Origin of the sequence: Bradyrhizobium sp. SZCCHNPS1003, from assembly GCF_032381555.1 — a bacterium.
Lineage (GTDB): Bacteria > Pseudomonadota > Alphaproteobacteria > Rhizobiales > Xanthobacteraceae > Bradyrhizobium.
The window spans coordinates 24,166-51,091 of the sequence record NZ_JAUHIU010000002.1 but is presented as its reverse complement, the minus strand read 5'-3'; the positions used below and the strand labels follow the sequence as shown (position 1 = coordinate 51,091).

Genomic DNA, 26,926 nt, shown 5'->3' with positions numbered 1-26,926 from the left:
GCGGTCAGGCATTAGGCCGGCTGGTCACCACCAGCCCGGCTGCACCGGCCGGTAATAGGTCGGCGGCCCGCGACGGCGCGGCGCCGCGACGGGCTGGCCATCCCAGCTGCGCTGGAAGAAGCTGCCGAAGCCATCGTCATATTCGTCACCGCTGGCAACGTCGACATTGGTCGTCGGCCGGCGCGTGATGAAGCCGCCCTGCGGCTGGTTGCTCAGCACCGCGACGAACTCGGTCCGATAATTGGTCTCGCTCGACAGCGGCTCGTCCGAGACGATGATCGAGGAGCGCGGCACGGCCGTCGGCGCGATCCGCGCGAGCACGTCCTTCGGAATGGTGATGCGGTCGAGCGCGTCCTTGGCGGTGTCGCCGTCGTCGATGGTCACCGCCGTCCAGCGCAGCCCCGCGCCGTTCTGCGCCACCGCCGTGAACACATGCGTTCCGATCGGCCGGTCGGGATCGCGGATGGTCACCGGCGCCTCGATCGAGGTGTCGAACACCTCGCCGCCGCCATCGGGGGCCGGCTTGTGCGTGTTGCGCCTGACATAGAGCATCTGCGTGGAACGGCTGATATAGACCGAGACCGGCTCGGTCGCGAGCCTGGCGTCCGTCGCAGCCTTGCTCGTATCGGCCTTCCTGGCCGCAGCCGCCTTGGCGGCATCCTTGGTCGAGGTCGCCGCAGCGAGCTTCGCGGTCGCGTCCGACTTGGCGGCCTCGAGCTGCGCCGCCGCGTCGGTCGCCTTGGCGGCGGCCTTCTGCTTCGCCTCCTCGGCCAGCGTCCTCGCCTGATCGGTCTTGGCGGCGGCCAGCTTCCTGTCGGCGAATTTGAGCTCGGCCTCGCTGCGCACCTTGGCCTGCTCCAGCTTGCGCAAGGACGCCTTCAGAGCCTTGGCCTCGCGCTCGGCCGCGGCAGCCGCCGCCTTGGCCTCGTCGGCGAGCCTGGCGGCGTCCTCGGCTTCGCGGCCGAGCGTCGCGGCGCGCGAGGGCACCGCGGCGAGCGCCTCTGCGGTCGGCACGAACAAGGCGGGATGGGAGAACTCGACCGGCGCGGGGTCACCGGGCGCGATGATCACCCGCATGCCGATCCAGGTCCGGTCGAACAGCTTCTCGGCAAAGCCATAGGGCATGCGGACGCAGCCATGCGAGGCGGCATAGCCGGGCAGCGGCCCGCCATGCAGCGCCACCCCGTTCCAGGTGATGCGCTGCATGTTCGGCATCCAGGCGTCGTCATAGAGCGTCGAGCGGTGGTCCTTGTCCTTTTCCAGCACGGCGAACACGCCGGCCGGCGTCTCGCGGCCCGAGACGCCGGTCGACACCGGCGCCCGCCAGATCCAGCCGTCGGCGTCGTAGAACGTCACCTTCTGGGCCTTGATCGATACGATCGCCATGATCGGATCGCCATGCGCGCGCGGCGCCGTCGCTTCGGTCGCCGGCGCGGGGCGCGCCTGCCGCGCGTTGGCCGCGGAGCTGGGCATCGCCAGTGCCGCCAAGGCCGCAAGGGTCATCAAGACCGGTCCGCGACGCCGCATCGCTGCAAGGTTCTGAGCCGCCGTGGATCGTGTCACCATGCCTTGTCCCGATTCGTCATTGCTGTTCCGCCCGCGCCGGCGCGATCGGCGCAGGACGATCTATACGCTCGATCAAGTCTTGGGGTGAAGTGAGGCGAAGAAGCGTCCCCGAATCACGAGGCCCTCGCCGCAATTGTGTCAGGCTCAGGCAACAAATTAGACTCAAAGCACGCCGGTCTGCCTCTCATCGCTGGAACCCAACCCTCATCCAATCACCCGCCGGTTGCCCATCGCTTAACGCCGAGCAGGCCGACGGGGTCCGTCGCAGAGGTCCCCTAGCAATTCGCCGACCACAAGGCGCTCGCGTTCCTGAAGCCCGATGCACGAGCGCCGAGCGTCACGGGAGATCGACCTCAAACCTGCTTCTCGAAGAACAGATCCGGATACGGATCGTCGTTGAAGCGGTCGATCTCGGTCCAGCCGGTGCGGCGATAGAGCTGGACGGCCTCGGTCAGCGCGCTGTTGCTGTCGAGGCGGAGCGTCGTGATCGAGAGCTTTCGCGCGGCGTCCTCGGCCGCATCCATCAGCCGCCGGCCGAGGCCAAGCCCGCGCGCCGCGGGCGCGACCCACAGCCGCTTGATCTCGGCGACATCGCCGCCGCTGCCCTTCAGCCCGACGCAGCCGAGCGGCAGGCCGTCGGACAGCGCGACGAAGAAGGCCCCGCGCGGGGCCGCCATGTCGGAGGCATCGGGATCGCGCGACAGCGAAACGTCGAATCCGCGTTCGAACCGTCTCGACAGCTCGGCGTAGTACTCGCCGAGGCAATAGCGCGATTGCTCGCCGCGCGGATCAGCCTCGTCGATGGCGATGCGGCTGCGTCCGAGCGCGGCCGCGACCAGGTCCATCGCCGCCAAGAGCGCCTCGGGCTGGGCGTGACGCGCCAGCATCGATTCGGCCTGGGCGTTGGAGAGCGTCTCATAGGCCTCGAATTCGCGCCGGCCGGCGGCCGTGAGCCTGGCGATGCGGCGGCGTGCGTCGTCGGGATGCGGCCTGGTCGTCACCAGCCCCTCCTCCTCCAGGCTGCGCAGCAGCCGGCTCATCAGCCCGGAATCGAGCGCGAGATAGTCGCGCAGATCGGCGACGTCGCTGCGGCCATGGCCGATCGCATTGAGCACGCGGGCCGCCCCGAGCGGCCGCCGGCGCCCGAGAAACGAGGTGTCGAGCGCGCCAACCTCCGAGGTGACGGCGCGGTTGAAGCGGCGGACGCGAGAGATGGGGTCGAGCATGATGTCTGACTTTAGTCAGATATATCCCCCTGTCAATCGTCCGGGCCCGTGTTGCCCGCACTGTCATCGTCCGCCACCGGGTCTCGCCTTCGGCGAGCCCAATGACAGGCTCCGGCGGATGATCCAGCACGCAGCGGCGTCTCGATTGCCCACGACCGTCTCTGGAATACTGGATCGTCCGCCGTCGCGGACGATGACAGTGTTGTGGAGACGATCAGCAGCGTCTTCGTGGAGCGAGACAACGCAAACGCAGGCCGTCTTTGGTGCCCGCTCCACACGACAAAAGCATCCCAAACAAAAAGGGCGGCCCAGCCGCCGGCCGAAGCCGGTTGCCGGACCGCCAGGTTTTCCCCGGGAGGAACTCAGTTCAGAAGCTTGGCGACGTTGTCCTTGGTGACGAGGTCGAGGCCGGTGTAGATCACGTCCGGCACCTTCTCGCCCTTCTTGATCGCGAGCAGCGTGTCCATCGCCTTCTCGCCCATCTCGAACGGGCGCTGGCCGGTCAGCGCGTTGGAATAGCCGTCACGCAGCAATTCGAGCTGCATCTTGAGCGTGTCGGCGACAACCAGCGTCAGCTTGCCGGCGTCGATGTCCTTGCGGTTCTTGTTGACGAAGGCCTTGTAGCCCTCGGGCGCGAACATCGGCCAGCCGCCGATCGGCACGATGGCGCCGAGATCCGGCGTCGCGGTGCGCAGATCGGCCATCTGCTGCACGGCGAGCGCGGGATCGTCGTTGCAGAAGGTCGGCGAGCCCGCCACCTCCGTCCACTTCGAGCCCTTCAGCGCCTCACGCACGCCATCGACGCGCTCGGCGAGGTTCTTGGCGCCGGGGCCGCCGGAGACGACGGCATATTTGCCGCCGTCGGGTCGGAGCTGCAGCAACTGCTTGCCGAGCGCCAGCCCGAAATCCTTGTTGTTGGTGCCGATATAAGCGATGCGCTTGGAGCCCGGCGCATCGGCATCGAAGGTGATCACCGGAATGCCGGCGGCGGTCGCCGCCTCGATCGACTTCGTCATCGCGGCGACGTCGGCCACCGAGATCGCCAGGCCGTCGACCTTCTGCGTGACGAAGTCCTGGATGATCTGCGCCTGGGTGGCCGGCTCGTGCTCGACCGGACCCTTGTAGATGCACTCGACGTTGCCGAGCTCCTTGGCGCGCTTCAGGCAGCCGTCGCGCGCGACGTCGAAGAACGGATTGTTCATCGCCTTCGGCACGATGGCGAAGCGGTATTTGGTCTCGGCCTGCGCCGGGGCCAGCATGATCGCGAGCGATGCGACCGCATAGAGCAGCTTCTTCATGGGTTTCCCTCCTCCATGTCTATCCCTGATGATTGTCTGCTCCGGGTGAGGATAGACGCGCTTGTCATCCCGGCCAGTATTCGTCACAGCAGGCGTGCGCGGATACGATCCACCAGCACGGCGGCGATGATGATCACGCCGACCAGAGTCTGCTGCCAGTAGGAGTTGACCTGCGCCAGCACCAGCCCGTTCCTGATCACCTCGAGCAGCACGCAGCCGACGATGGCACCGAGCGGGCCGCCGAGACCGCCGGCGAGGTTGGCGCCGCCGATCACGGCCGCCGCGATCACGTTGAGCTCGTAGGACGTCGCCATGTTGGCGGGCGCGGAGCCGAGCCAGCCGGAGATGATGATGCCCTGCAGGCCGGCGGCGAGCGCGCCGATCACATAGACCTCGATCTTCACGCGGGGCACCGAGACGCCGGTCAGCTCCGCCGCCTTCTCGTTGCCACCGATCGCGAACACGTGGCGGCCGAACGCGGTGTGGTGCAGCACCAGCGCCATCACCAGCGCCAACGCAATCAGATAGATGAAGGGCGCCGGCACGCCGTAGACATCGCCCTGCGTCAACGCATAGAAATAATCGGCGTCGGGGCCGCCGGGGAAGCTGCCCTTGCCGTTCGAGATCACGTAGCTGAGACCGCGCACGATCGACAGCATGCCGAGCGTGGTCACGAACGGCGACAGCCCGAGCAAGGCGATGCAGACGCCGTTGATCAGGCCGACGACGAGCGAGACCGCAAGGCCTGCCAGCACCGAGACGATCAGGATCAGGCCGGGCACGTTGGCGACCACGGTCTTGCCGTCCGCGGCGACATGCACGAACAGCGATGACAGCGGCATCCCCGGTGTCGACAGCGTCGTCATCACCATCGAGGTGATCATCGCCGCGAAGCACATCATCGAGCCGACCGACAGGTCGATGCCGCCGGTGATGATCACGAAGGTGATGCCGAGCGTCGCAATGGCGATGAAGGAGAAGTTCTTGGCGACGTTCTGCAGATTGCCCTCGGTCAGGAAATAGGGACTGGCGAAGCTCATCACGATGATGAGGGCGATGAGCGCCAGCGTGACATAAGCGGTCTGCGAGGCGAACACGCCACGGTGCCACCATCTGATGGCGCCGACATTGGTGAAGGTGACTTCGGTGCCGGCGGAGCGGGTCTCGGATGGAACGGACATCACGCCGCCTCCTTGGCGCCGGTGATCAGCGCAGTCACTTCCTCGGGGCTGGTCTCGCCGACCGGCTTGTCGGCCTTCTTCTCGCCGCGACGCATCACCACGACGCGATCGCACACCGCGAAGATGTCGGGCATACGGTGCGAGATCAGGATGACGGCGATGCCCTGCTCCTTCAGCCGATGGATCAGGCTCAGCACCTGCTCGACCTGGCGCACCGAGATCGCCGCGGTCGGCTCGTCCATCATCACGAGCTTGGCATTGGACAGCCGCGTGCGCGCGATCGCCACCGCCTGGCGCTGGCCGCCCGACATGTCCTTGACCAGATCATGCGGGCGTGTCTCCGAGCGCAGCTCGCGGAACAGCTCGAGCGCGCGCGCCTCCATGCCCTTGTGGTCGAGCAGCACCAGCGGGCCGAAATTGCGCTTCAGCTCGCGACCGAGAAACACGTTGGCGGCGGCGGTGAGATTGTTGGCGAGCGCCAGGTCCTGGTAGACGACCTCGATGCCGACGCTGCGCGAATCCATCGGACGATGGAAATGTACCTCGCGGCCGCCGAAACGGATGGTGCCCTGGCTCGGCGGAAAATTGCCGGCGATGATGCGCACCAGGGTGGACTTGCCGGCGCCGTTGTCGCCCATCAGGCCGACGACCTCGCCGGCGTCGATCGAAAGATCGACGCCGTGCAACGCGCGGATCGCGCCGAACTGCTTGCCGAGGCCCTTCAGCTCCAAGACTGGCTCCAAGACTGGCTGCGCGGCGGTGCTCATCACGGCTCGCTCAGCCTCATTCGTCATCGTGCGCAGGCTGCTGTCATCAGACATAGCGATTTACCACGCTTTCGAGATATTCCTGCCGGCCGGAGCGCGGCTGCGGATCGAGGCCGGTGTTGACGGCGCGGTCGGCGAGCTCGGCGAGCGAGCGGCGGCCGGCGAGGATCGCCTGCCCCTCCTCGCTGTCCCAGCCGGCGTAGCGCTGCGCGAGCGGCGCCGTCAGGGCACCGTCCTCGAGCATCTGATCGGCGGCGATCAGCGCACGCGCGCAGGCGTCCATCGAGCCGACATGGGCGTGCAGCAGATCATCCGGATCAATCGACTGCCGGCGGATCTTGGCATCGAAGTTCAGCCCGCCCGTGGTGAAGCCGCCGCCCTTGAGCATGTCGTGGAACACCAGCGCCAGCTCCGGCACGTTCATCGCGAACTGGTCGGTGTCCCAGCCCAGCAGATCGTCGCCGCGGTTGATGTCAAGCGAGCCGAACACGCCGAGCGCCTGCGCCAGCGCGATCTCGTGCTGGAACGAGTGGCCGGCGAGGATGGCGTGGTTCTGCTCGATGTTGAGCTTGACGTCGTCGAGCAGATCGTAGCGCCGCAGGAAGCCGTAGCAGGTGGCGACGTCAAAGTCGTACTGATGCTTGGTCGGCTCCTTCGGCTTCGGCTCGATCAGCAGCGGCCCCTTGAAGCCGATCTTGTGCTTGTGCTCGACCACCAGCGAGACGAACCGGCCGAGCTGGTCGAGCTCGCGCTTCATGTCGGTGTTGAGCAGCGTCTCGTAGCCCTCGCGGCCGCCCCACAGCACGTAGTTGGCGCCGCCGAGACGATGCGTCACCTCGAGTGCGGCACGCACCTGTCCCGCCGCGTAGGTGAACACGTCCGGGTCCGGATTGGTCGCGGCGCCCGCCATGTAGCGGCGATGCGAGAACAGGTTGGCCGTGCCCCACAGCAGCCGCACCTTGGCAGAGGCCATCTTCTGCTCGAACAGGTCGGCGATGGCGTTGAGATTGGCGACCGACTCCTTCAGCGTCGCGCCTTCCGGCGCGGCGTCGACGTCGTGGAAGGTGAAGAACGGCACGTCGAGCAGCCGGAACAATTCGAACGCGACGTCGGCCTTGGCGCGCGCCATTGCCAGCGCATCATCGCCATGCTGCCAAGGCCGCAGGAAGGTCTCGCCGCCGAACGGATCGCTGCCCGGCCAGCAGAACGAATGCCAGTAGCAGACCGCGAAGCGCAGATGATCCTCCATCCGCTTGCCCCTGATCAAGCGGTCCTTGTCGTACCAGCGGAACGACAGCGGGCTGCGCGACTCGGGCCCGCCATAGGTGACGGTTGCGCCGGTCTGGAAGAAGGGAGCCTGAACGTTCACGAGGGTCTACTCCTTGAGAGCGGGATAGAGCTTGCGCCATTGCGCGTAGGCAGCGTCGTATGCCGCGCGCTGCGGCGCGCGGGGTTCGAAACTCTGCAGCCGCTGTGGCCTGCGGCAGACATCGGCCGGTGCTTCGCCGGTCGCGGCGAGACGGCCGAGCCGCGCAGCGCCGATGGCGGCGCCGACCTCGCCCTCCTCGACCCGGTGTACGGTGACGCCGAGCACGTCGGCCATGATCTGCGCCCACAACAACGAGCGCGAGCCGCCGCCGACCAGATCGAGCTCTCTGATCGGCTGCGCGCTACGCGCGAGCGCGGCGAACATGTCGCGTGAGGCAAAGGCCACGCCCTCAAGCACTGCCTGCACGAGATCGTCGCGGCCGGCGGCGCTGCGCAGGCCGACGAAGGCGCCGGCGGCATGGGCATCGTTGTGCGGGGTGCGCTCGCCGTCGAGGTAAGGCAGGAACTGCACCGGGCTCGGACGTTCGACGCGCGTGCCGAGCGGCGCCAGCAGCGCGGCTTCCGGCGTCTCGAGAATGCACGCCAGCCACGCCAGCGAGGCCGCGGCCGACAGCATCACGCCCATCTGATGCCACAGCCCGCCGAGCGCATGGCAGAACGCATGCACGGCCGCTTCCGGCGCCGGCGCGAAGCGGTCGGTCACCCGGAACAGCACGCCTGATGTGCCGAGCGACAGGAAGGCATCGCCAGGCCGGATGGCGCCGAGTCCGATTGCGCTCGCCGCGTTGTCGCCGGCGCCCCCTGCGATCACGACATCGGCGCCCATGCCCCAGCGCCGCGCCAGCTCGGGCGACAACACGGCACTGCGCTCATTGCCCTCGACCAGGCGCGGCATGTGATCGAGACTGAGCCCGGTCGCCGCCAGCAGTTTCTCCGACCAGCGCCGCGCTCCGACGTCGAGCCACAGGGTGCCGGCCGCATCCGACATGTCCTCGACCATCTCGCCGGACAGCCGATAGCGCACATAGGCCTTCGGCAGCAGCACCGTCGCGACCTCTGCAAAGATCTTCGGCTCGTGCTTCGCCACCCAGACGAGCTTCGGCGCGGTGAAGCCGGGCATCGCGAGATTGCCGGCGATCGTGTGCAATTCGGGGCAGCGGCGTTCGAGCTCGGCGCATTCGGCTTGCGAGCGGCCGTCATTCCACAGGATCGCGGGACGCAGCGGCCGGCCGTCGCGACCAAGCAAGGTCGCGCCGTGCATCTGGCCGGACAAGCCGATGCCGCACACCGCTGACGTCTCACGCGGACGCTCACGCGCGAGATCATCCACCGCGCCGATGACGGCCTCGACCCAGTGATCCGGATTCTGCTCGGACCACAGCGGCTGCGGATGCGACAGCGACAGCGGACGCGAGGCGTTCGCGATCAGCGCGCCCGTCTCGTCCTCCAGCACGGCCTTCACGCCGGATGTGCCGACATCCAGTCCGAGAAACACGACTCCACTCCTCCCACACGGACCGCCAGGCGCCTCGGCGATCTGCGTCGCCTCGAAACCAGCGCCTCGGTCGTTTCTCATTCCGTGTTCGGGCCGACCGCGTCACCGCGGCCACCCGCTCACGGCAGATTGTCCCGCATCACGATGTCGATGCGGATCGTCTCCTGTTCGCTCAGGATCGGCTCGCCGCGCGCCAGCGCCAGGAGCACGCGCACCGCGGAGCGCGCCTCGTGTCCCGGGTTCTGCGAAATCGCCGCATCCATCACGCCGTTCAACAGCAGCTTGCGCGTCAGCGCCGTCACGTCATGGCCGACGAACACGATGTCATCGGCCCGCCCCGACTCGGTCAGCGCCTTGGCGACGCCGGCCGTGCCAGCGCCGACATTGTAGAGCCCGACGATGTCGCGATACTCGGTCAGCAGCTCGCGCATGAGGTGCTCCGAGCGATCGTCCACATCATGCCCCTCAGCAACCGGCAAAACCTCAAGTTGCCGAAACTCCGCCGCGAGAACCTGGCCGAAGCCGAAGATGCGCTCGGCATGATCGCGCAGGCCTTGCGAGCCGGCCATGATCGCGACCCGCCCCGCCCTGCCGCCGGCGAAGCGTCCGACCAGCGCACCCGCGGTGCGGCCAGCGGCGATGTTGTCGATGCCGACATAATGATGCCGCCGCGACGACGGCACGTCGGAGACCAGAGTCACGACCTTGGCGCCGGACTCGACGAGATCATTGATCGCGGCTCGCACGCTCGGATGGTCGAGCGCCACCACCGCCGCACCGTCTACGCGACCGACCAGATCTTCGAGCTTGCCGGCCAGCACAGCCGGATCGAACACGTCCGTCGTGACGACATCGACCGAGAGACGGCGCGCGGCCATCCAGCTCGCCAACTCGCCGAGATGCGCCTGAATCTGCTGCATGAAGGGATTGGCACCGGACGGCATCACGAAGGCAAAGCGCCGCGAGCGGGCACGGGCGAGTTCGGAGGCCGCCGCATGCGGCTGAAACGCGCTGCGCGCCATCGCATCCTTGACGCGCCGCACCGTGTCCGGGCGCACGCCCGGCCGGTTGTGCAGCACGCGGTCGACGGTGGCGAGGCTCACGCCCGCCTGCCGCGCAATATCCCGCAATGTCAGCGGCGCGTTCATGATCCTCCCCTTTGGGTTGAGGACCATAGCGCGGTTTTTGAGGTGCGCAACTCATTTTTCAGGGCGCGCGGGGAGGCCGACAGACTTTAGCAGTTGGCGCTAATCCAACAGCGCGCCCCGATCATCTGTCCCCCGATCTCGAGCTGAGCGAAGTTGCACCAGCGAAACACGGCGTCATCCTCCAAGCGGCCGCGGAGCGGTGACGGGGCTGACGGTCGCGTGTTCGATCAACATGCTGCATCCTGCTCATGGGGCTCGCGGGCAGCCGACGTTCCTGCGCGGCATTGAACGCGATCTGCCCGGCCCCCTTCGAAAATTTTCCGCTTTTCAGAAAATATCTCTTTCGTCTTATCGGAAGATGTGCTTATCTCCGGCCATCCCGCCTCAACGAGAGGGGCGTTGCGCGCGATCGTCACGACACGCGAGGCGGGGATGCGGTGGCCGCGAGAGTTCGAGAGCAGGCTCGCGAGAGCATGCGGACGAGCGATCTCTTGCGGACGTGAAGTCGCAGCGTCCTGACACCCCGATGCTGGTGTCACGTTCGCGACGGCGCTCGAGGCGCCGCGCGGATCATGGTGGCCAGAAAGCCCGGCGCACCAGGGAGACTGCGTATAAGCGTGAGACTGCCGCGCAGGGAATGCCGGAGTGTTCGGCTGCACCTGTGGTACCTGCCGCCTGCATTTTCTTACGCAGGCGGGCCATGGGTGAGGCCTTCACCCGGCATTCCCTGCGCCCTCTCGATTATGGGAGGGGCGAGTTGATCGCAGACCTCGGGCATCATGTGCCGCGAGACCGCGTTGCCACGTCCTGCCTGCGCTGTTTGAGACGTGAATCCGATCTATCCCAACCGTCGTCCCGGGCAAGCCGTGAGGCGCGAAGCGCGTCACGGCGCCGACCCGGGACCCATACTCCGCGGCAGTCATGATGGGCACAAAGCCAATCGCCAGCCTGCCTCAAACCGCTCCCTGGGGGTATGGGTCCCGGCGTTCGCCGGGACGACAGCGAGGCTACTGATGCGTGGTGCCATCAAGCAGCGCAGGCGAAACGCGTCGCGTTGACCTCGCTAGAAAGGCAGTCCGACATAGTTCTCCGCCAGCGACCGCTGCGCGGCCTCCGACGAGAACAGATAAGCGAGCTCGGTGTCCTGCAGTCTGTCGTCGTAGGACAGCCGGTCGGGGAAGCGATGCAAGAGCGTCGTCATCCACCAGGAGAAGCGCTGCGCCTTCCAGATCCGCGCCAGCGCCCGTTGCGAATAGCCGTCGATGCCGCGGTCGTCGCCCTTTTTGTAGTGATCGAGCAGCGCATGATAGAGATAGTAGATGTCGGACGCAGCCGAGTTCAGCCCGCGCGCGCCGGTCGGCGGCACGATGTGCGCGGCGTCGCCGGCGAGGAACAGCCGGCCGTAGCGCATCGGCTCGGCGACGAAGCTGCGCAGCGGCGCGATGCTCTTCTCGATCGACGGTCCGGTGATCAGCTTGGCCGCGATCTCGGCCGGCAGCCGGCGCTTCAGCTCCTCCCAGAACGCATCGTCGCTCCAGTCCTCGACCTTGTCGGTCAGCGGCACCTGGACATAGTAGCGGCTCAGCACCTGCGAGCGCAGCGAGCACAGCGCAAAGCCCCGCTCGTGCTTGGCATAGATCAATTCCGGCGACACAGGCTTGGTGCGCGACAGCACGCCGAGCCAGCCGAACGGATACACCCGCTCGTATTCCGTCAGCTTGTCGTGCGGGATCGATTTGCGGCTGACGCCGTGGAAGCCGTCGGCGCCGATGATGTAGTCGCAGTCGATGCGGACGACCTCCTCGTCCTGACGGTAGGTGACGTAAGGCTTGTCGGAGGCGATGTCGTGCGGCGTCACGTCGGTCGCGTTGTGCACGACCTTGCCGCCGAGCTTGTCGCGGGCCTCGTAGAGATCGCGCGTCAGCTCGGTCTGGCCGTAGACCATCACCGAGTTGCCGCCGGAATATTTGTGCAGGTCGACGCGGTCGAGCTTGCCGTCATGGGCGATGTAGAAGCCGTGATGAATCTCGCCCTCGCGGTCCATGCGCTCGCCGCACTGCGCCTCGCGCATCAGCTCGGCAAAGCCGTGCTCGAGCACGCCAGCGCGGATGCGCGACAGCACGTAGTCGCGGCTGGATTTCTCCAGGATGATCGTATCGATGCCCTGCAGATGCAGGAGCTGCGACAGCATCAGGCCCGACGGGCCTCCGCCGATGATGCAGACTTGGACTTTCATGGGCGTGTTCTCCCGGATTCGCAGACGCAGGCTTGTTGGGTATGCTTTTCAATCGCTGATTTTAGCAAGGAATGTGCTGGGATCACTTGGATGGACGCGGCATTCTCTTGCACTTTTCCGACACCATGCCGCGATGCAAAAACGAATGCGAAGGTGGTATCGGGCGGCGCCGATCACCCTTACGGCGGCGCCGCGCCGTCCCCCACCCCCATCGCACGGCGATAGTCGCGCGGGCTCGTCCCGGTGTGCCGCTTGAAGAAGCGGCAGAAATAGGCCGGGTCCTTGAAACCGAGCTCGAACGCCAGCTTCGACACCGGCGCTGCAATATAGGTGAGCCGCCGGCACGCCTCGCGCGCCAGCCGCGCATGCACGATGTCGAGCGCGGACTGGCCGGTCTCAGCCCGCGTCAACCGATTGAGCCGCTCCGGCGTCATGCCGAGCTCGTCGGCGTAGCGCGCCACCGACCAGTGATCGCGGTGATGCGCCTCGACCAGCACGATGAAGCGGGTGAACAGCGCCGCATGCCCGCTGCCGCGCCGCGCGCCTTGCGACTGCCGCGCGCTCTGCTGCGCCAGCCGCCACACGATCGAGCGACCGAGCCAATGCGGCACCGGTGAGGCCGCGGAATCGGCCGCGGCGAACTCGTCGGCGAGGTCGACGAACAGCGCGGCGATGCGCCGCGTCGCGACCGCCTGCGCATCGAGGTGCAGGATCTGCGCGGTTGCGAACAGGTCGCGCAGCGCCTCGCCGGTCGCCGGCACATCGCCCTCCACCACCGCCCGCGGATTGAACGTCAGCACATAGCCGTCGGTGTCGCGCGAGAAGCGGAAGGCATGGACCACGCCGGGCGGAATGATCACGGCGACCGGGCCGGTACAGCGCTCGCGGCTTTCGTCCAAGGCGATCTCGGCTGGACCGGCAGCGACCCAGAGGATCTGGTGCAGGCCCTGGTGCGTATGCGCCTCGATCTCCCAGCGATAGAGCTTGCTGCGCACCTGGATCGGCTCGACATGCAGCATGTCCGGCTGCGCGGCCGACGCTTCGCCGTAGAGCGCGAACGCGGGGATCGACGGCTTGGTGCGAAAGCGGGGCATGAGCGAGAGCTAACCCTGAATGTCGGAAAAGTACAAGTCTTGGCCGGCTTTCGTGTCTCACGCCGCGGCCACGGCTCGGCTAGATCAGTGAAAAGAACAACAACGACCACACTCAATGGAGAGGAGGCCCAACATGTTCGCGTTCGACCCGTATTCGCCTGCGGTCGATGCCGACCCGTTCCCGTTCTACAAGACGCTGCGGGACGAGCACCCATGCTTCTGGAGCCCGCAGGCCCAGGTGTGGATTCTGTCGCGCTATGCCGATGTGGCGGCGGCCGGAACGAACTGGCAGACCTATTCGTCGGCCAAGGGCAACCTGATGACCGAGCTGCCGAACCGTGCCGGCGCGACGCTCGGCACCACCGACCCGCCGCGCCACGACCGGCTGCGCGGCCTCGTCCAGCATGCCTTCATGAAGCGCAATCTGGAGAGCCTGTCAGGCCCGATCCGCGACATCGCGCGCGACTGCGCCGAGGCACTGCGCGGCCAGGACCGGTTCGACTTCATCGAGGCGTTCTCCTCGAAATTCACCGTGCGCGTGCTGTTCGCCGCGCTCGGCCTGCCGCTCGGCGACGAGCAGACTGTGCGCGACAAGGCTGTGCTGATGGTGCAGAGCGATCCGGTGAGCCGCGCCAAGGGACCGCAGCACATCGCAGCCTACAACTGGATGCAGGACTATGCGGCCGGCATCATCGCGGAGCGCCGCGCGCGGCCGCAGAACGACTTGATCTCGCATTTCAGCATGGCCGAGATCGACGGCGACAAGCTCGACGAGCGCGAGGTGCTGCTGACGACGACAACGCTGATCATGGCCGGCATCGAGTCGCTCGGCGGTTTCATGACGATGCTGGCTTACAATCTCGCCGATCACGCCGAGGCGCGCCGGGCCGTCGTCGCCAATCCCGACCTGATGGCGGACGCCGTGGAAGAGTCGCTGCGCTTCAACACCTCGGCGCAGCGCTTCCGCCGCTGCCTGCAGAAGGACGTCACCTTGCACGGCCAGACCATGCGCGAGGGCGATTTCGTCTGCCTCGCCTACGGCTCCGCCAACCGCGACGAGCGGCAGTTTCCCAATCCGGATGTCTACGACATCGCGCGGAAACCGCGCGGCCATCTCGGTTTCGGCGGCGGCGTGCACGCCTGTCTGGGATCGGCGATCGCGCGCATGGCGATCAGGATCGCGTTCGACGAGCTGCACAAGGTCGTGCCGGACTATCGCCGCACCCAGGAGCAATTGCCCTGGATGCCGTCCTCGACCTTCCGCAGCCCGATGTATCTCGAGCTGACGGTGCATTAGTCCGTCGCAAGGACGGGATGGCAGGCTCGAGCTCGCGCCTCGCTGACGGTACGCCCCCTCGCCCCGCTTGCGCCGGGCGAGGGGCACCAACGGGTCGACAAGAGCTTACACCAGCGCGCCGAGATCCGCCGCGCTGAAGCCCTTCAGGCCCGCCTTGTCACCGGACTTGATCTTCGCGACCCATTCGGCATCGCTGATCAGCGCGCGGCCGACCGCAATGAGGTCGAACTCCTCCTTGGCCATGCGCTCCAGCAGCGCGTCGAGATCGGCCGTCGTCGACGGCTTGCCGGCAAACGCCGAGAAGAATTCATCGGACAGGCCGACCGAGCCGACGCTGATGGTCGCAGCCCCCGTGATCTTCTTGGCCCAGCCGGCAAAGTTCAGGCCCTTCTCGCCGTCCACGTCCGGGAATTCCGGCTCCCAGAAACGGCGCTGCGAGCAGTGCAGGATGTCGACGCCGGCCGCGACCAGCGGCTGCAGCCAGTCGGCCATCAGCGCCGGCGTCTCTGCGAGGCGCGCCGCATAGTCCTGCTGCTTCCACTGGCTGACGCGCAGGATGATCGGGAAATCGGGACCCACCGCCTTGCGGATCGCGGCGACGACCTCGCCAGCGAAGCGCGAGCGCTCCTTGATGGTGGCGCCACCATAGCGGTCCTCGCGCTTGTTGGTGCCGGACCAGAAGAACTCATCGATCAGATAGCCGTGCGCACCGTGGATCTCGACGGTGTCGAAGCCGACCCGCTTGGCATCGGCCGCGGCTTGCGCGAATGCGGCGACGGCGTCGGCAATGTCGTTCTCGCTCATCGCGTTGCCGCGCGGCTTGCCCGGCGCAACCAGCCCGGACGGGCTCTCGACCGGCGCATCGGGCTCCCAGCGGCTCATGCCCTTGGTCGAGCCGGTGTGCCAGATCTGTGGCGCGATGCGGCCGCCGGCGGCGTGCACGGCCGTGGCGACGCTCTGCCAGCCGGCCAGCGCGGCATCGCCGTGGAAGAAGGGAATATTGGGCTCGTTGCGCGAGGCCGGGCGGTTGACGACCGTGCCCTCGGTGAGGATCAGCCCCACGCCACCTTCGGCGCGGCGGCGGTAATAAGCGGCGTTGGCCTCGCCGGGAATGCCGTTCGGCGCCGCATTGCGGGTCATCGGCGCCATGACGATGCGGTTCTTCAGCTCCAGCGTCTTCAGGCGGAAGGGACGAAACAGCACGCTGGTATCGAGATCGGACATTCAGGGGGCTCCATTGCGTTCGGAACCGCTCCAGTATACTTCGTAAACCTGAAGTCAATCAGGCACCCAAAGTCGCTCAGGTATATCCGAGGAAACCGCTGTCGTGACCGCCACGTCGACATCAGAGACCGCCCCGCTCCGCTGCAAGCCGCAACACTTCTCGTCGGAATGCCCGAGCCGGGTGCTGATCGACCAGATCGCCGACAAATGGTCGATGATGGTGCTGGCGGTGCTCGACTCCGGACCGCTGCGCTTCAACGCGATCAAAAAGCAGCTCGAGGGCGTCACCCAGAAGGCGCTGACGCAATGCCTGCGCCGGCTGGAGCGCAACGGCCTCGTCGCCCGCGAGGTGATCGCGGACTCGCCGGTCGCGGTCCAATACGAGATCACGCCGCTCGGCCGTACCCTGCAGCCACCGTTCCGCGCGCTCTACGCCTGGACCATCGCCAAGATGCCGGAGGTCGAGCAGGCGCGTCAGGCGTTCGACGGGCGCCGGGGCCGCTGATCCCAGGCGGCCACGGGCCGCTATTGAAATGCGACTTCGGCGAAGCTGCGCAGCTTGCGCGAATGCAGCCGCTCCGACTCCTGGTGTTTCAGGAGCTCCAGCGCCTTCAGCCCGATCTGGAGATGCTGGCCGACGCGCTGCCGATAGAAGTCGCCCGCCATGCCGGCGAGCTTGATCTCGCCATGCAGCGGCTTGTCGGACACGCAGAGCAACGTGCCGTAAGGCACGCGGAAGCGATAGCCATTGGCCGCGATCGTTGCCGACTCCATGTCGAGCGCGATGGCGCGCGATTGCGACAGCCGCCGGATCACCGCCGGACCGCTGATCTCCCAGTTGCGATTGTCGACGCTGGCGACGGTGCCGGTGCGCATCAGCCGCTTCAGCTCGAAACCGGAAAAGCCGGTGACCGCCTCGACGGCCTCTTCCAATGCGACCTGCACCTCCGCAAGCGCCGGGATCGGCACCCAGGGTGGCAGCTCCTGGTCCAGCACATGATCCTCTCGGACATAGCCGTGCGCCAGCACATAGTCGCCGAGCCGCTGCGTGTTGCGAAGACCCGCACAATGGCCGACCATCAGCCACGCATGCGGCCGCAGCACCGCGATGTGGTCGGTGACGTTGCGTGCGTTCGAGGGCCCGGTGCCGATGTTGATCAGGGTAATGCCCTGGTGCCCGGGCTCGACCAGGTGAAAGGCTGGCATCTGCGGCGTGCGCGACGGCGCCGCGCCTGTGGTGCCGCCGCCGAGCCGCGCATTGCGCGTGATGACGTTGCCCGGCTCGACGAACGTCTCGGCGGCGCCCTGCCCCGCCGCGAGCTGCTGACGGCCCCAATCCGCGAAGGCATCGACGTAAAACTGGTAGTTCGTGAAGATCACGAAGTTCTGGAAGTGGTCGGGATCGGTCCCGGTGTAGTGATAGAGACGGCGCAGCGAGTAGTCGACGCGCGCGGCGCGAAACAGCGACAGCGGCTCCGGCATGCCCGGCGTCAGCTCGAGCGTGCCGTCGGCGATGGCGTCGTCCATGGTCGACAGATCCGGCACGTCGAACACGTCGCGCAAGGAGCGCGTCACCAGCGGGCTCTCGTGATGCGGCAGCGCCGTCTCGATGTTGATGTCGCGCCGATAGGCGAAATGGACCGGGATCGGCTCAGCCGACTCGCCGATCTCGACCGGTACGCCGTGGTTTTCGATCAGCAGGCGGATCTGCTGGGTCAGGTACGAGCGGAACAGGTCCGGCCGCGTGACGCTGGTCTCGTGCACGCCAGGACCCGCAACGAAGCCGTAGGCGAGACGCGAATCGAGCCGGGCGTGACTTGCGGTGGTCAGCCGCACGAAGGGATAGGTGGCGCGGATCCGTGTCGCCGGCACGACGCCGTTGGCATAGGCCTCGAAATGGCCGCGCAGGAAAGCGGTATTGCGCTCGTAGATCTCCTCGAGCCGGGCCACCGCGGCGGCCGCGTCGGTGAAGGTTTCTGTTGCCACGGGTGGCGGAGATTGGACAGTCAATGGCGATCCTTTGGGTCCGGCGGACGGTCGTCGAGGCAGACTTGCGCAATCATAGAAATCACCCCTGGCTTTGCCCAGGGGGCGGGTCACGCGATGACGCCCATGAACTGGACATTGAGCCACGATGCGCTGCATTGCGACAAGGATTTGTGGTCGAATGTTTCAATTGCCTGTGCGCGTCATTGCTCATAAGACGGTTTCACATTGGCCGAGACAGGCCGAGGTCTGAAGGGTGGGAGATCATAGCGCAACCATGTTGCACGCGAATGGATTCGGATTGGCCGGCGTCATCGGCATGCCCGTTACTCACTCCCGCTCCCCCACGATCCACAATTTCTGGCTCAACGCGCACGGCCTGCGCGGCGCCTATGTGCCGCTCGCGGTTCAGCCGGAGCGGCTGAAGGATGCGCTCGCAGGACTGGTGGCACTCGGCTTTCGCGGCTGCAACGTCACCATGCCGCACAAGCAGACGGCGATGCCGCTGCTCGATCGGGTGAACGAAACCGCACGCCGCATCGGCGCCGTCAACACCATTGTCGTCGAATCCGACGGCACGCTGAGCGGCTTCAACAATGACGGCAACGGCTTTGTCCAGAGCCTGCGCGACGCCAGGCCGGACTGGCGCGCCGACGAAGGCCCTATTCTTCTGCTCGGCGCCGGCGGTGCAGCGCGCGCGGTCGTTGTGGCGCTGCTTGAGAATGGCGCCCGCGACATCCGCATCAGCAACCGCACCGCCGAGAAGGCGCAGGCCATTGCGGCCGAGTTCGGGTCGGCGATCAGCACGGTGGCGTGGGACGACCGCTCGGCGGCGGTGGCCGACGTCGCGGTGCTGATCAACAGCACCGATCGCGGCATGATCGGTAAGCCGGCGCTGGAGATCGATCTGGGGCGGCTCTCAGCCAAGACGCTCGTGGCAGACCTGATCTACACGCCGCTGGAGACGCCCTTCCTCGCGGACGCGCGCGGGCGCGGCTGCACGACGGTGAACGGGCTCGGCCTGCTGCTCAACCAGGCCCGCCTCGCCTTCCAGGCCTGGTTCGGGGTGCTGCCCGACGTCACGCCCGAACTGATCAAGGCAATTCAGGCGACGTTCTGAACGTCGGTCAGAGAGGGCTCGACCATGGCACTTCCGGCAGGCCCCAGGATCGATTGCCACATCCACGCCATCGATCCCGCGCGCTTCCCCTACGCGCCGGATACGCCCTATCGTCCGACCGGCCAGGAAATTGCGCCCGCCGCGCATCTCATTCGCGTGCTCGACGTCTTCGACGTCCGGCACGCGCTGATCGTCGCGACCAATTCCGGCTATGGCTCGGATAGCCGCATCCTGCTCGATACGCTCGGACTCGGAAACGGGCGGTTCAAGGGCGTCGCTGTCGTCGAGAAGGACGTCGAGATCAAGGAGCTGCAGCGGCTCAAGGCTGCCGGCGTCGTCGGCATCGCCTTCAACGTGCCGTTTCACGGCACCGCTTATTACCGCGATGCCGCAGCGCTGCTGGAGAAGCTGGCCGACCTCGACCTGTTCCTGCAGGTCCAGGTCGAGCAGGATCAACTGCTCGACTTGCTGCCGCTCATTGAAAGGTCAAAAGTCCGTCTCGTGTTCGATCACTGCGGCCGGCCTGCCGTCGAACACGGGCTGAAGCGCGCCGCCTTCCAGGCGCTGCTCGCACTCGGCCGCGAGCGTGATGCCTATGTGAAGCTATCCGGCTACTACAAGTTCGCGCGGCAGCCCTATCCCTACGCCGATACGTGGCCGTTCATCGCCGCGCTCGTCGATGCCTTCACGCTCGATCGTTGCGTCTGGGGCTCGGACTGGCCTTTCCTGCGTGCGCCTGAACGGCTCGACTACGGGCCGCTGCTGGCCGGCATCACCGCAATCTTTCCAGATCCCAACGACCAGCATCGGCTGCTATGGCGAACGCCATCGCGGCTGCTGGGCTTTGCAGAGATACCGATGAGTTCGTCACCATAAGCAAAAAACAAAGGGGGAGGATATCGTGAGACATCTGGGACGACTGAGCGGCGTTGCGCTGGCCGCTTCGCTGTGGGGCTTCCATGCGCATGCCGAGAACACCGTCTACATTCCCAACATCGTCGAGCTGTCCGGCCCGGGAGCGGTGTCGGGCACGAACTGGCGCGATGGCGTCGCGCTTGCGGTCGACGAAATCAATGCCGCTGGCGGCATTCTCGGCCGCAGGATCGCGACCGAGCATCTCGACACCCAGAGCAATCCGGGCGTCTCCCGCGCCCAGGTCCAGAAGGTGCTCGACCGCGAGCCTTACGTCGTGCTCGGTCCGATCTACTCCGGCTCGGTCAAGGTCAACATGGCGCTGACGCAGCAGGCCGAGGTGCCACAGATCGTCGGCGCCGAGGCGGCCGACATCACCACGCAGGGCAACCCCTGGATCTTCCGCACCGCCTTCGGCCAACAGTTCAGCATGCCGAAGATCGCCAATTATCTGCACGACCAGTTGAAGGTGAAATCGGTCGCGGTGGTCTGGGTGAATAACGATTTCGGCAAAGGCGGCCGCGACAGCTTTGTCAAGGAGATGAAGACCCGCGGCATCGACGTCGTGTCCGACATTTCGACCGAGCAGGGCCAGGTCGATTTCGGCTCGGACGTGATCAAGCTGAAGAACGTCAAGGCCGACGCGATCTTCGTCTACACCAACGAGGAAGAAAGCGCGCGTTTCCTGATCGAGGCCAAACGTCAGGGATTGTCGGTGCCGCTGTTCGGAGAGACGACGCTGCTCAGTCAGAAGGTCGTGGAGCTCGCAGGCCCCGCCGCCAACGGCGTGCGCGGCCATGTCGGCCTGAGCGCGGATGCGCCGGTCCCAGCCATCCAGGCCTTTGCGAAGAAGTTCAACGAGCGCTACCGCTATTGGCCCGACCATAACGGCATCAAGGGCTACACCGCGGTCTACCTCATCAAATATGTGACCGAGATGATCGGCAAGTTCGACGGCCACGCCTTCGGCGCCACCATGAAGGGATTGACGCTGACGCCGGACAAGGCACCGGGCATGCTGATGGAGGCAAGCTGGGACCAGAACGGCGACATCGACCGGGAGAGCTTCCTGGCCGAGATCGTCGACGGCAAGCAGAAGATTGTCGCGACGCTGCCGAAGCTGAAGCCGTCCAAGGCGCCATAAGCGGCCGCGGGGCCGCGCCTGGGAAGTCCCCTCCCCGCGCCTACCACGCGAGGAGGGATAGTGTCAGCCCTTGGCGAGCTGCTCGTCGAGATCGTGCAGCACCTGGTAGCAGGGCAGCACCTGGGCCACGGAGGCGTTGGGCTCGCGGCCCTCGCGAATGGCGGCAAAGAACTCGCGGTCCTGCAGCTCGATGCCATTCATGGAGACATCGACCTTGGAGACGTCGATCTTCTCTTCCTTGCCGTTCACCAGATCGTCGTAGCGGGCGATATAGGTGCCGGTGTCGCCGATGTAGCGGAAGAAAGTTCCGAGCGGGCCGTCATTATTGAACGACAGCGACAAGGTGCAGATCGCGCCATTGGCGGCCTTGAGCTGGATCGACATGTCCATGGCAATGCCGAGGTTGGGATGAATCGGTCCCTGCACAGCATTGGCCTTCACGATCGGCGAGCCCGCCTGATAGGCGAACAGGTCGACGGTGTGCGCGGCGTGGTGCCACAAGAGGTGATCGGTCCAGCTGCGCGGCTGGCCCAGCGCGTTCATGTTGGTGCGGCGGAAGAAGTAGGTCTGCACATCCATCTGCTGGATGTGGAATTCGCCGGCCTTGATCTTCTTGTGCACGAACTGGTGGCTGGGATTGAAGCGGCGAGTGTGGCCGCACATCGCGACCAGCCCAGTCTCCTTCTGCAGCTCGACGACCTGCTGCGCATCCTTGAGCGAGTCGGCGAGCGGGATCTCGACCTGAACATGCTTGCCGGCCTTGAGGCAGTCGATCGCCTGCGCCGCATGCATCTGGGTCGGCGTGCAGAGAATGACGGCGTCAACCTCCGGCAGCTTCAGGCTGTCGGCGAGTTCGGTCGAGACGTGCTTGATGCCGTATTTGTCGGCGACTTCCTTGGTCTGGTCGAAGCGGCGCCCGACCAGCGACACCACCTCGACACCGTCGATGTTCTTGATGCCGTCGAGATGCTTGATGCCGAAGGCGCCGGCGCCGGCGAGCGCGACCTTGATGGTCTTAGAACCGTCTTTGGCCATATCAGTTGTTCTCCAGGATCAGATGGCCGACGGCGGTGTTGCTGGCCGGCACATGGTAGAAGCGGTGACGCACGGTCGGCGCGTTGCCCTTCTTGGCTTCGTTGACGTCGCTCATGGCGCCGCGCGCGATCAGCCACATCACGAGCTCGATGCCCTCGCTGCCGGCCTCGCGCACGTATTCGATGTGCGGCACCTTCGACAGCCCTTCCGGATCGTTGATCAGTCGGTCCAGAAAGGCGTTGTCCCACTCGCGGTTGATCAAGCCGGCGCGCGGCCCTTGCAACTGGTGGCTCATGCCGCCGGTGCCCCAGATCTGCACGTTGAGCGGCTCGTCATAGCTCTCGATCGCCTTGCGGATCGCCTTGCCCAGCATGAAGCAGCGGCGGCCCGACGGCACCGGATATTGCACGACGTTGACCGCGAACGGGATCACCGGGCACGGCCAGGCATCCACCTGGCCGAAGATCAGGCTCAGCGGCACGGTGAGGCCGTGGTCGACGTCCATCTTGTTGACGATCGTGAGGTCGAAATCGTCCTGGATCACCGACTGCGCGATGTGCGCAGCGAGCCGGGGATGGCCGATCACCTTCGGCACGGGACGCGGACCCCAGCCCTCGTCGGCCGGCTGATATTCGGCCGCAGTGCCGATCGCGAAGGTCGGGATCATCTCCAGGCTGAAGGCGGTGGCGTGGTCGTTGAAGACCAGGAACACGACGTCGGGCTTCTGCTCCTTCTCCCACTGCTTGGCGAAGTCGTAGCCGGCGAACACCGGCTTCCAATAGTCCTCGCCGGTCTTGCCAAGGTCGAGCGCGGCGCCGATTGCCGGCACGTGCGAGGTGAAAACGCTTGCGGAGATATGGGCCATTTACTTCTTCTCCCCGGTATAGCGGTTGCCCTCGACCGAGCGGCCACCCTTCACCATCATGTCGCGATATTGATCTTCGGTCATGCCGGTCATGCTGCCGGCCATCTGCTGAAAGCTCTTGCCGTCGGTCGCGCCGATCTTGGCGAGGAAGTAGATGTTGCCGCCGAGCGAAATGCAGCGGTTGAGGTCGCGGTCGAGCACGGCCTGCTTCTGCTCCTCGGTCATCGGCCATTCGTCGAGATAGGCGCGCTCATTGGCCTTGAAGCGGGCGCGGTTCTCCGCCTTCATCAGCGACATGCAGAACTGGTTGAGGTGATAACCCATCCGCGACATGTCCGCGTCGAAGATGGTCGTGCCGGGAACGTCGGTATAGGGTTTGTCGAGCGACATCGCTTCTCTCCTTCAGGATTCGTCCGGCCAGTAAAGCCGCATCGGATTGTCGACCAGGAGCTTGTGCTGCAGCTCCGGCGTGACAGCGATATGCGGAATGAAATCGACCAGGAGGCCGTCGTCGGGCATGTGGTCCTTCAGGTTCGGATGCGGCCAGTCGGTGCCCCACAGCACGCGATCCGGGAAGGTCTCGACGATGCGCCTGGCGAACGGCACCACGTCGCGATAAGCGTTCTGCTCGCCGTTCAGCGCCGGCGGTCCCTTGACCGAGAGACGCTCCGGGCAGCTCACCTTGGACCAGACGTTGCCGTGCTCGCGCATGAACTTCACGAACAGCTCGAACTCGGGACCATCGACCGGCTTGGTCACATCGGGACGACCCATGTGGTCGACGACGACGGTGGTCGGCAGCGAGGTGAAGAAGTCCCACAGCTCCGGCAGGTCGACGGCTTCGAAGTAGATCACGACGTGCCAGCCGAGCTTGTTGATGCGGTTGGCGATCTCGATGAGCTCATCCTTGGGCGTGAAGTCGACCAGGCGCTTGACGAAGTTGAAGCGGACGCCGCGCACGCCGGCGTCGTGCATCGCCTGCAGCTCGGCGTCGCTGACGCTGCGCTTCACCGTGGCGACGCCCCGGGCCTTGCCGTTGGAATGCACGAGCGCATCGACCATGGCGCGGTTGTCGGCGCCGTGGCAGGTCGCCTGCACCACGACGTTGCGCGCGAAGCCGAGATGGTCGCGCAGCGCATAGAGCTGCTGCTTGGAGGCGTCGCAGGGCGTATATTTGCGCTCGGGCGCATAGGGGAATTCGGCCCCGGGGCCGAACACGTGGCAATGCGCATCGACGCTGCCGGCCGGCACCTTGAAGCGCGGCTTCGACGGACCGTCGTACCAGTCGAGCCATCCCGGGGTCTTCTGGAACTCCATGAGGTTCCCTACTCCTTGGACTTGATCTTGTTGAGAATGCGATCGGCCTCGGTCCGCCAGTCCGGGCTGCGCGCGAAGTCCTTGGCTCCGCGGGTGCCGAACAGGCCGCCATCGGCGAGATCGGCGACCCAGGCCTGGCGCTCGGCCGTGCCTTCCGCTGACCACGGCGTCAGGCCGATGTCGCGCACGGTCTCGGCGACCTCCCTTACCTCCTCGGCGCGGCGGCGGCCATGCTCGATCACGCGCTGAAAGAAATAGGCGCCCTGCTTCTCCCAGTCGATGCCGGGAAAGGTCTCCTTCAGCGAGGCCAGCACGGCATCCTCGACGCCATAGGCGCGCGCGGTGGTGAAGCTCTCGATCACCATCGCCTCGAGGCCCTTGATCATGATGCTGCGGCACATCTTGGTGGCCGAGGCGACGCCGAGTTTGTCGCTGGCGAACTTCGCGGCAAAGCCGAGGTCGTTGAGCAGCGGCGCCAGCTCGCGCGCGCCGGCGCCGCCGAGCAGCAGCGGCACCTTGATGCGATAGGGCGGCACCGACGTCATGACGGCGCCTTCGACATAGCGTCCACCGGCGCCGTCGATCAGCGCGGCGGCGCGCTGCTTGGCGCCGGGCGAGGCCGAGTTGAAGTCGAGGAACCAGGCGCCTGGCTTGATCGTGGCAGCACAGGCCTGCGCCACCGCCACGTCTTGGCTCGCGGTGACCGCGGAGACGATGAAGTCGGCCTGCGCTGCCAATTCGGCATGCGAGGCTGCGAGCGTCACGCCGATTTCAGCGGCGTGGCTGCGCATCGCGTCGCCCCTAGCGTCAGCCAACTTCACGTCGAAGGCGCAGACGCGCACGCCGTCCTTGCGCAGATCCTCGGCGAGGATCTTGCCGACCTCGCCGTAGCCGATCAGCCCGACATGCCACTGGTTGGACGCCGCGGTCATTGCTGCTCAATCGAGATATTTGAGCCCGGCCTTCGCCAAGGGCTCGCGCATCTTGTACATGTCGAGGCCGAGCACGCCGGACGCCAGCTTCTCGCGCTTGTCGGCCTCGTTGGCCTCGCGCGCGGCGGCGGCATCTGCGGCCTGATGAGCGACCGCGGCCGGCACGACGACGATGCCGTCGACGTCGGCGACGATCACGTCGCCCGGATTGACCGCCGCACCGGCGCAGACGATCGGGATGTTCACCGAGCCGAGCGTAGCCTTGACCGTTCCCCGTGCGGAAATCGCGCGCGAGAACACCGGAAACTGCATCTCGGTCAGATCAGCGACGTCGCGGACGCCGCCGTCGATCACGAGGCCCTGGGCGCCGCGGGCGCGAAAACTGGTGGCCAGGAGATCGCCGAAGAAGCCGTCGGTGTTCTCGACCGTGCAGGCGGCGACGACAACGTCGCCGGGCTGGATCTGCTCGGCGGCGACATGCAGCATCCAGTTGTCGCCCGGCTGCAGCAGCACGGTCACGGCGGTGCCGCACATCTTCGCGGTCGGATAGATCGGACGCATATAGCACTGCATCAGGCCGACCCGGCCCATCGCCTCGTGAATGGTGGCGACGCCGAACTTGGACAGCTTCTCCACCGCAGCCTTGTCGGCGCGGGTGATGCTCTTCTTGACGATGCCGAGATTGTTCATGGGGGTGCTCATCTCGCTGGTCCTAAATCACTTGCCCTTGGCCTTCAACGCGGCGTCGAGACGCGGGAACACGCGCCGCGCATTGCCTTCGTAGATCTGGTGGCGCTGCTCGGGCGTCAGCTTGGCGGCCTCGATGTAGCGCTTGGTGTCGTCGTAATAGAAGCCCGTCTCCGGATCGATGCCGCGGACGGCGCCGATCATCTCCGACGCGAACAGGATGTTGTCGATCGGAATCACGCCGGTCAGCAGGTCGATGCCCGGCTGATGATAGACGCAGGTGTCGAAGAAGATGTTGTTGAGCAGGTGGTCCTTCAACAGCGGCTTCTTCAGCTCCTGGGCAAGGCCGCGGAACCGGCCCCAGTGATAGGGCACCGCGCCGCCGCCATGCGGGATCAGGAACTTCAGGGTCGGGAAATCCTTGAACAGGTCAGACGTGAGACACTGCATGAACGCCGTGGTGTCGGCGTTGAGATAATGCGCGCCGGTGGTGTGGAAGCAGGCGTTGCAGCTGGTCGAGACGTGGATCATCGCGGGGATGTCGAGCTCGACCATCTTCTCGTAGATCGGATACCAGTGCCGGTCCGACAGCGGCGGCGAGGTCCAGTGGCCGCCGGACGGGTCCGGGTTCAAATTGATGCCGACGAAGCCGTACTCCTTGATGCATTTCTCCAGCTCGGGAATGCAGGTCTTGGGGTCGACGCCGGGTGACTGCGGCAGCATCGCGACGCCAATGAAATTGTCCGGGAACAGCTTGCTGACGCGATAGCACAGCTCGTTGCAGATCGCGGCCCAGGTCGAGGACACCTGGAAGTCGCCGATGTGGTGGGCCATGAAGCTCGCGCGCGGCGAGAACACGGTGAGATCGCTGCCGCGCTCCTTCATCTTCTTGAGCTGGTTGCTCTCGATGCTCTCGCGCAGCTCGTCATCGCTGATCGAGAGCTCGGAGGCCTTCGGCATCACCGAGGGATCCTTGATGCCCGCGATTTGCCGGTTGCGCCACTCTTCGAGCGCCTTCGGGGCCGTCGTGTAATGGCCGTGCACGTCGATGATCACGTCAGTCTCTC

The 26,926-nt window shown here is 66.1% G+C and carries 24 protein-coding genes; 5 read left to right on the top strand and 19 right to left on the bottom strand.

All coding sequences use genetic code 11. From position 1 onward, the window contains the following. Positions 1-24: 24 nt before the first annotated feature. The 10 genes from QX126_RS04015 to QX126_RS03970 form a co-directional block, all read right to left on the bottom strand. Complete coding sequence (locus QX126_RS04015) at positions 25-1,566, bottom strand: L,D-transpeptidase (protein WP_315779459.1); 1,542 nt, start codon at positions 1,564-1,566, stop codon at positions 25-27. Positions 1,567-1,919: 353 nt separating this feature from the next. Continuing rightward, positions 1,920-2,792 (bottom strand): helix-turn-helix domain-containing GNAT family N-acetyltransferase, encoded by an 873-nt coding sequence (locus QX126_RS04010; protein ID WP_315779458.1) that lies wholly within the window; start codon positions 2,790-2,792, stop codon positions 1,920-1,922. 362 nt (positions 2,793-3,154) lie between these two features. Beyond that, positions 3,155-4,090: a sugar-binding protein gene (locus QX126_RS04005; protein ID WP_315758434.1), complete on the bottom strand. Its 936-nt coding sequence runs from the start codon at positions 4,088-4,090 to the stop codon at positions 3,155-3,157. 83 nt (positions 4,091-4,173) lie between these two features. Then, a complete protein-coding gene (locus QX126_RS04000; RefSeq protein ID WP_315779456.1) occupies positions 4,174-5,271 on the bottom strand; it encodes an ABC transporter permease in 1,098 nt (365 codons plus the stop codon). After that, entirely contained in the window at positions 5,271-6,038 is a 768-nt protein-coding gene (locus tag QX126_RS03995; protein ID WP_315779455.1) for an ATP-binding cassette domain-containing protein, read from the bottom strand. The genes QX126_RS04000 and QX126_RS03995 overlap by 1 nt, the downstream gene beginning before the upstream one ends. Before the next feature lie 46 nt (positions 6,039-6,084). Then, the gene (xylA, locus tag QX126_RS03990) at positions 6,085-7,407 is read right to left on the bottom strand and encodes a xylose isomerase (RefSeq protein ID WP_315779453.1); all 1,323 of its coding nucleotides are present in this window, start codon (positions 7,405-7,407) and stop codon (positions 6,085-6,087) included. A gap of 6 nt (positions 7,408-7,413) precedes the next feature. Continuing rightward, positions 7,414-8,862 carry a xylulokinase gene (gene xylB / locus QX126_RS03985; protein ID WP_315779451.1) on the bottom strand — a complete coding sequence of 483 codons (1,449 nt, stop codon included), beginning with the start codon at positions 8,860-8,862 and terminating at the stop codon, positions 7,414-7,416. A gap of 119 nt (positions 8,863-8,981) precedes the next feature. Beyond that, the gene (locus tag QX126_RS03980; protein WP_315741203.1) at positions 8,982-10,010 is read right to left on the bottom strand and encodes a LacI family DNA-binding transcriptional regulator; all 1,029 of its coding nucleotides are present in this window, start codon (positions 10,008-10,010) and stop codon (positions 8,982-8,984) included. 1,063 nt (positions 10,011-11,073) lie between these two features. Further along, positions 11,074-12,246, bottom strand: a complete 1,173-nt coding sequence (gene pobA / locus QX126_RS03975; RefSeq protein WP_315741202.1) for a 4-hydroxybenzoate 3-monooxygenase — start codon at positions 12,244-12,246, stop codon at positions 11,074-11,076. Between the two features lie 179 nt (positions 12,247-12,425). Then, complete coding sequence (locus QX126_RS03970; RefSeq protein ID WP_315779450.1) at positions 12,426-13,340, bottom strand: helix-turn-helix domain-containing protein; 915 nt, start codon at positions 13,338-13,340, stop codon at positions 12,426-12,428. A 133-nt stretch (positions 13,341-13,473) separates the two neighbouring features. Here QX126_RS03970 and QX126_RS03965 point away from each other — a divergent pair, with 133 nt between their 5' ends. Further along, positions 13,474-14,637 (top strand): cytochrome P450, encoded by a 1,164-nt coding sequence (locus QX126_RS03965; RefSeq protein ID WP_315741200.1) that lies wholly within the window; start codon positions 13,474-13,476, stop codon positions 14,635-14,637. 105 nt (positions 14,638-14,742) lie between these two features. Here QX126_RS03965 and QX126_RS03960 read toward each other — a convergent pair whose 3' ends face one another. After that, the gene (locus QX126_RS03960) at positions 14,743-15,861 is read right to left on the bottom strand and encodes an NADH:flavin oxidoreductase (protein WP_315779448.1); all 1,119 of its coding nucleotides are present in this window, start codon (positions 15,859-15,861) and stop codon (positions 14,743-14,745) included. Between the two features lie 181 nt (positions 15,862-16,042). Here QX126_RS03960 and QX126_RS03955 point away from each other — a divergent pair, with 181 nt between their 5' ends. Further along, on the top strand, positions 16,043-16,366 hold the full coding sequence (locus tag QX126_RS03955; protein WP_315741221.1) for a helix-turn-helix domain-containing protein: 324 nt from the start codon (positions 16,043-16,045) through the stop codon (positions 16,364-16,366). A gap of 20 nt (positions 16,367-16,386) precedes the next feature. Here the strand turns inward: QX126_RS03955 and QX126_RS03950 are convergent, their stop codons facing one another. Then, entirely contained in the window at positions 16,387-17,871 is a 1,485-nt protein-coding gene (locus QX126_RS03950; RefSeq protein WP_315779447.1) for an AMP nucleosidase, read from the bottom strand. Between the two features lie 253 nt (positions 17,872-18,124). On the opposite strand from QX126_RS03950, the gene QX126_RS03945 reads away from it, so the two are divergent. The 3 genes from QX126_RS03945 to QX126_RS03935 are packed head-to-tail and all read left to right on the top strand — an operon-like array spanning position 18,125 to position 21,023. Continuing rightward, on the top strand, positions 18,125-18,967 hold the full coding sequence (locus QX126_RS03945; RefSeq protein WP_315779445.1) for a shikimate dehydrogenase: 843 nt from the start codon (positions 18,125-18,127) through the stop codon (positions 18,965-18,967). 24 nt (positions 18,968-18,991) lie between these two features. Further along, complete coding sequence (locus tag QX126_RS03940) at positions 18,992-19,843, top strand: amidohydrolase family protein (protein ID WP_315779443.1); 852 nt, start codon at positions 18,992-18,994, stop codon at positions 19,841-19,843. A gap of 25 nt (positions 19,844-19,868) precedes the next feature. Then, a complete protein-coding gene (locus QX126_RS03935) occupies positions 19,869-21,023 on the top strand; it encodes an ABC transporter substrate-binding protein (protein ID WP_315779441.1) in 1,155 nt (384 codons plus the stop codon). Between the two features lie 63 nt (positions 21,024-21,086). Here QX126_RS03935 and QX126_RS03930 read toward each other — a convergent pair whose 3' ends face one another. The 7 genes from QX126_RS03930 to QX126_RS03900 are packed head-to-tail and all read right to left on the bottom strand — an operon-like array spanning position 21,087 to position 26,915. Next, positions 21,087-22,058 carry a Gfo/Idh/MocA family oxidoreductase gene (locus QX126_RS03930; protein WP_315776334.1) on the bottom strand — a complete coding sequence of 324 codons (972 nt, stop codon included), beginning with the start codon at positions 22,056-22,058 and terminating at the stop codon, positions 21,087-21,089. Position 22,059: 1 nt separating this feature from the next. Further along, entirely contained in the window at positions 22,060-22,923 is an 864-nt protein-coding gene (locus QX126_RS03925) for a class III extradiol dioxygenase subunit beta (RefSeq protein ID WP_315773073.1), read from the bottom strand. Further along, positions 22,924-23,313 carry a protocatechuate 4,5-dioxygenase subunit alpha gene (gene ligA / locus QX126_RS03920; protein ID WP_315779440.1) on the bottom strand — a complete coding sequence of 130 codons (390 nt, stop codon included), beginning with the start codon at positions 23,311-23,313 and terminating at the stop codon, positions 22,924-22,926. It abuts the gene before it with no gap. Between the two features lie 12 nt (positions 23,314-23,325). After that, positions 23,326-24,240 carry an amidohydrolase family protein gene (locus tag QX126_RS03915; RefSeq protein WP_315776332.1) on the bottom strand — a complete coding sequence of 305 codons (915 nt, stop codon included), beginning with the start codon at positions 24,238-24,240 and terminating at the stop codon, positions 23,326-23,328. An 8-nt stretch (positions 24,241-24,248) separates the two neighbouring features. Further along, a complete protein-coding gene (locus QX126_RS03910) occupies positions 24,249-25,172 on the bottom strand; it encodes an NAD(P)-dependent oxidoreductase (protein WP_315779438.1) in 924 nt (307 codons plus the stop codon). Between the two features lie 6 nt (positions 25,173-25,178). Then, complete coding sequence (gene ligK / locus QX126_RS03905; protein ID WP_315779437.1) at positions 25,179-25,874, bottom strand: 4-carboxy-4-hydroxy-2-oxoadipate aldolase/oxaloacetate decarboxylase; 696 nt, start codon at positions 25,872-25,874, stop codon at positions 25,179-25,181. Positions 25,875-25,889: 15 nt separating this feature from the next. Further along, positions 25,890-26,915: an amidohydrolase family protein gene (locus QX126_RS03900; protein WP_315779435.1), complete on the bottom strand. Its 1,026-nt coding sequence runs from the start codon at positions 26,913-26,915 to the stop codon at positions 25,890-25,892. Positions 26,916-26,926 lie beyond the last annotated feature (11 nt).

What these genes read in the sequence shown, in the direction of transcription:
- QX126_RS04015 (WP_315779459.1), bottom strand. Translation starts at nt 1,566, where the DNA reads ATGGTGACACGATCCACGGCGGCTCAGAACCTTGCAGCGATGCGGCGT.
- QX126_RS04010 (WP_315779458.1), bottom strand. Translation starts at nt 2,792, where the DNA reads ATGCTCGACCCCATCTCTCGCGTCCGCCGCTTCAACCGCGCCGTCACC.
- QX126_RS04005 (WP_315758434.1), bottom strand. Translation starts at nt 4,090, where the DNA reads ATGAAGAAGCTGCTCTATGCGGTCGCATCGCTCGCGATCATGCTGGCC.
- QX126_RS04000 (WP_315779456.1), bottom strand. Translation starts at nt 5,271, where the DNA reads ATGTCCGTTCCATCCGAGACCCGCTCCGCCGGCACCGAAGTCACCTTC.
- QX126_RS03995 (WP_315779455.1), bottom strand. Translation starts at nt 6,038, where the DNA reads ATGAGCACCGCCGCGCAGCCAGTCTTGGAGCCAGTCTTGGAGCTGAAG.
- QX126_RS03980 (WP_315741203.1), bottom strand. Translation starts at nt 10,010, where the DNA reads ATGAACGCGCCGCTGACATTGCGGGATATTGCGCGGCAGGCGGGCGTG.
- pobA (WP_315741202.1), bottom strand. Translation starts at nt 12,246, where the DNA reads ATGAAAGTCCAAGTCTGCATCATCGGCGGAGGCCCGTCGGGCCTGATG.
- QX126_RS03970 (WP_315779450.1), bottom strand. Translation starts at nt 13,340, where the DNA reads ATGCCCCGCTTTCGCACCAAGCCGTCGATCCCCGCGTTCGCGCTCTAC.
- QX126_RS03965 (WP_315741200.1), top strand. Translation starts at nt 13,474, where the DNA reads ATGTTCGCGTTCGACCCGTATTCGCCTGCGGTCGATGCCGACCCGTTC.
- QX126_RS03960 (WP_315779448.1), bottom strand. Translation starts at nt 15,861, where the DNA reads ATGTCCGATCTCGATACCAGCGTGCTGTTTCGTCCCTTCCGCCTGAAG.
- QX126_RS03945 (WP_315779445.1), top strand. Translation starts at nt 18,125, where the DNA reads ATGTTGCACGCGAATGGATTCGGATTGGCCGGCGTCATCGGCATGCCC.
- QX126_RS03940 (WP_315779443.1), top strand. Translation starts at nt 18,992, where the DNA reads ATGGCACTTCCGGCAGGCCCCAGGATCGATTGCCACATCCACGCCATC.
- QX126_RS03930 (WP_315776334.1), bottom strand. Translation starts at nt 22,058, where the DNA reads ATGGCCAAAGACGGTTCTAAGACCATCAAGGTCGCGCTCGCCGGCGCC.
- QX126_RS03925 (WP_315773073.1), bottom strand. Translation starts at nt 22,923, where the DNA reads ATGGCCCATATCTCCGCAAGCGTTTTCACCTCGCACGTGCCGGCAATC.
- ligA (WP_315779440.1), bottom strand. Translation starts at nt 23,313, where the DNA reads ATGTCGCTCGACAAACCCTATACCGACGTTCCCGGCACGACCATCTTC.
- QX126_RS03915 (WP_315776332.1), bottom strand. Translation starts at nt 24,240, where the DNA reads ATGGAGTTCCAGAAGACCCCGGGATGGCTCGACTGGTACGACGGTCCG.
- QX126_RS03910 (WP_315779438.1), bottom strand. Translation starts at nt 25,172, where the DNA reads ATGACCGCGGCGTCCAACCAGTGGCATGTCGGGCTGATCGGCTACGGC.
- ligK (WP_315779437.1), bottom strand. Translation starts at nt 25,874, where the DNA reads ATGAGCACCCCCATGAACAATCTCGGCATCGTCAAGAAGAGCATCACC.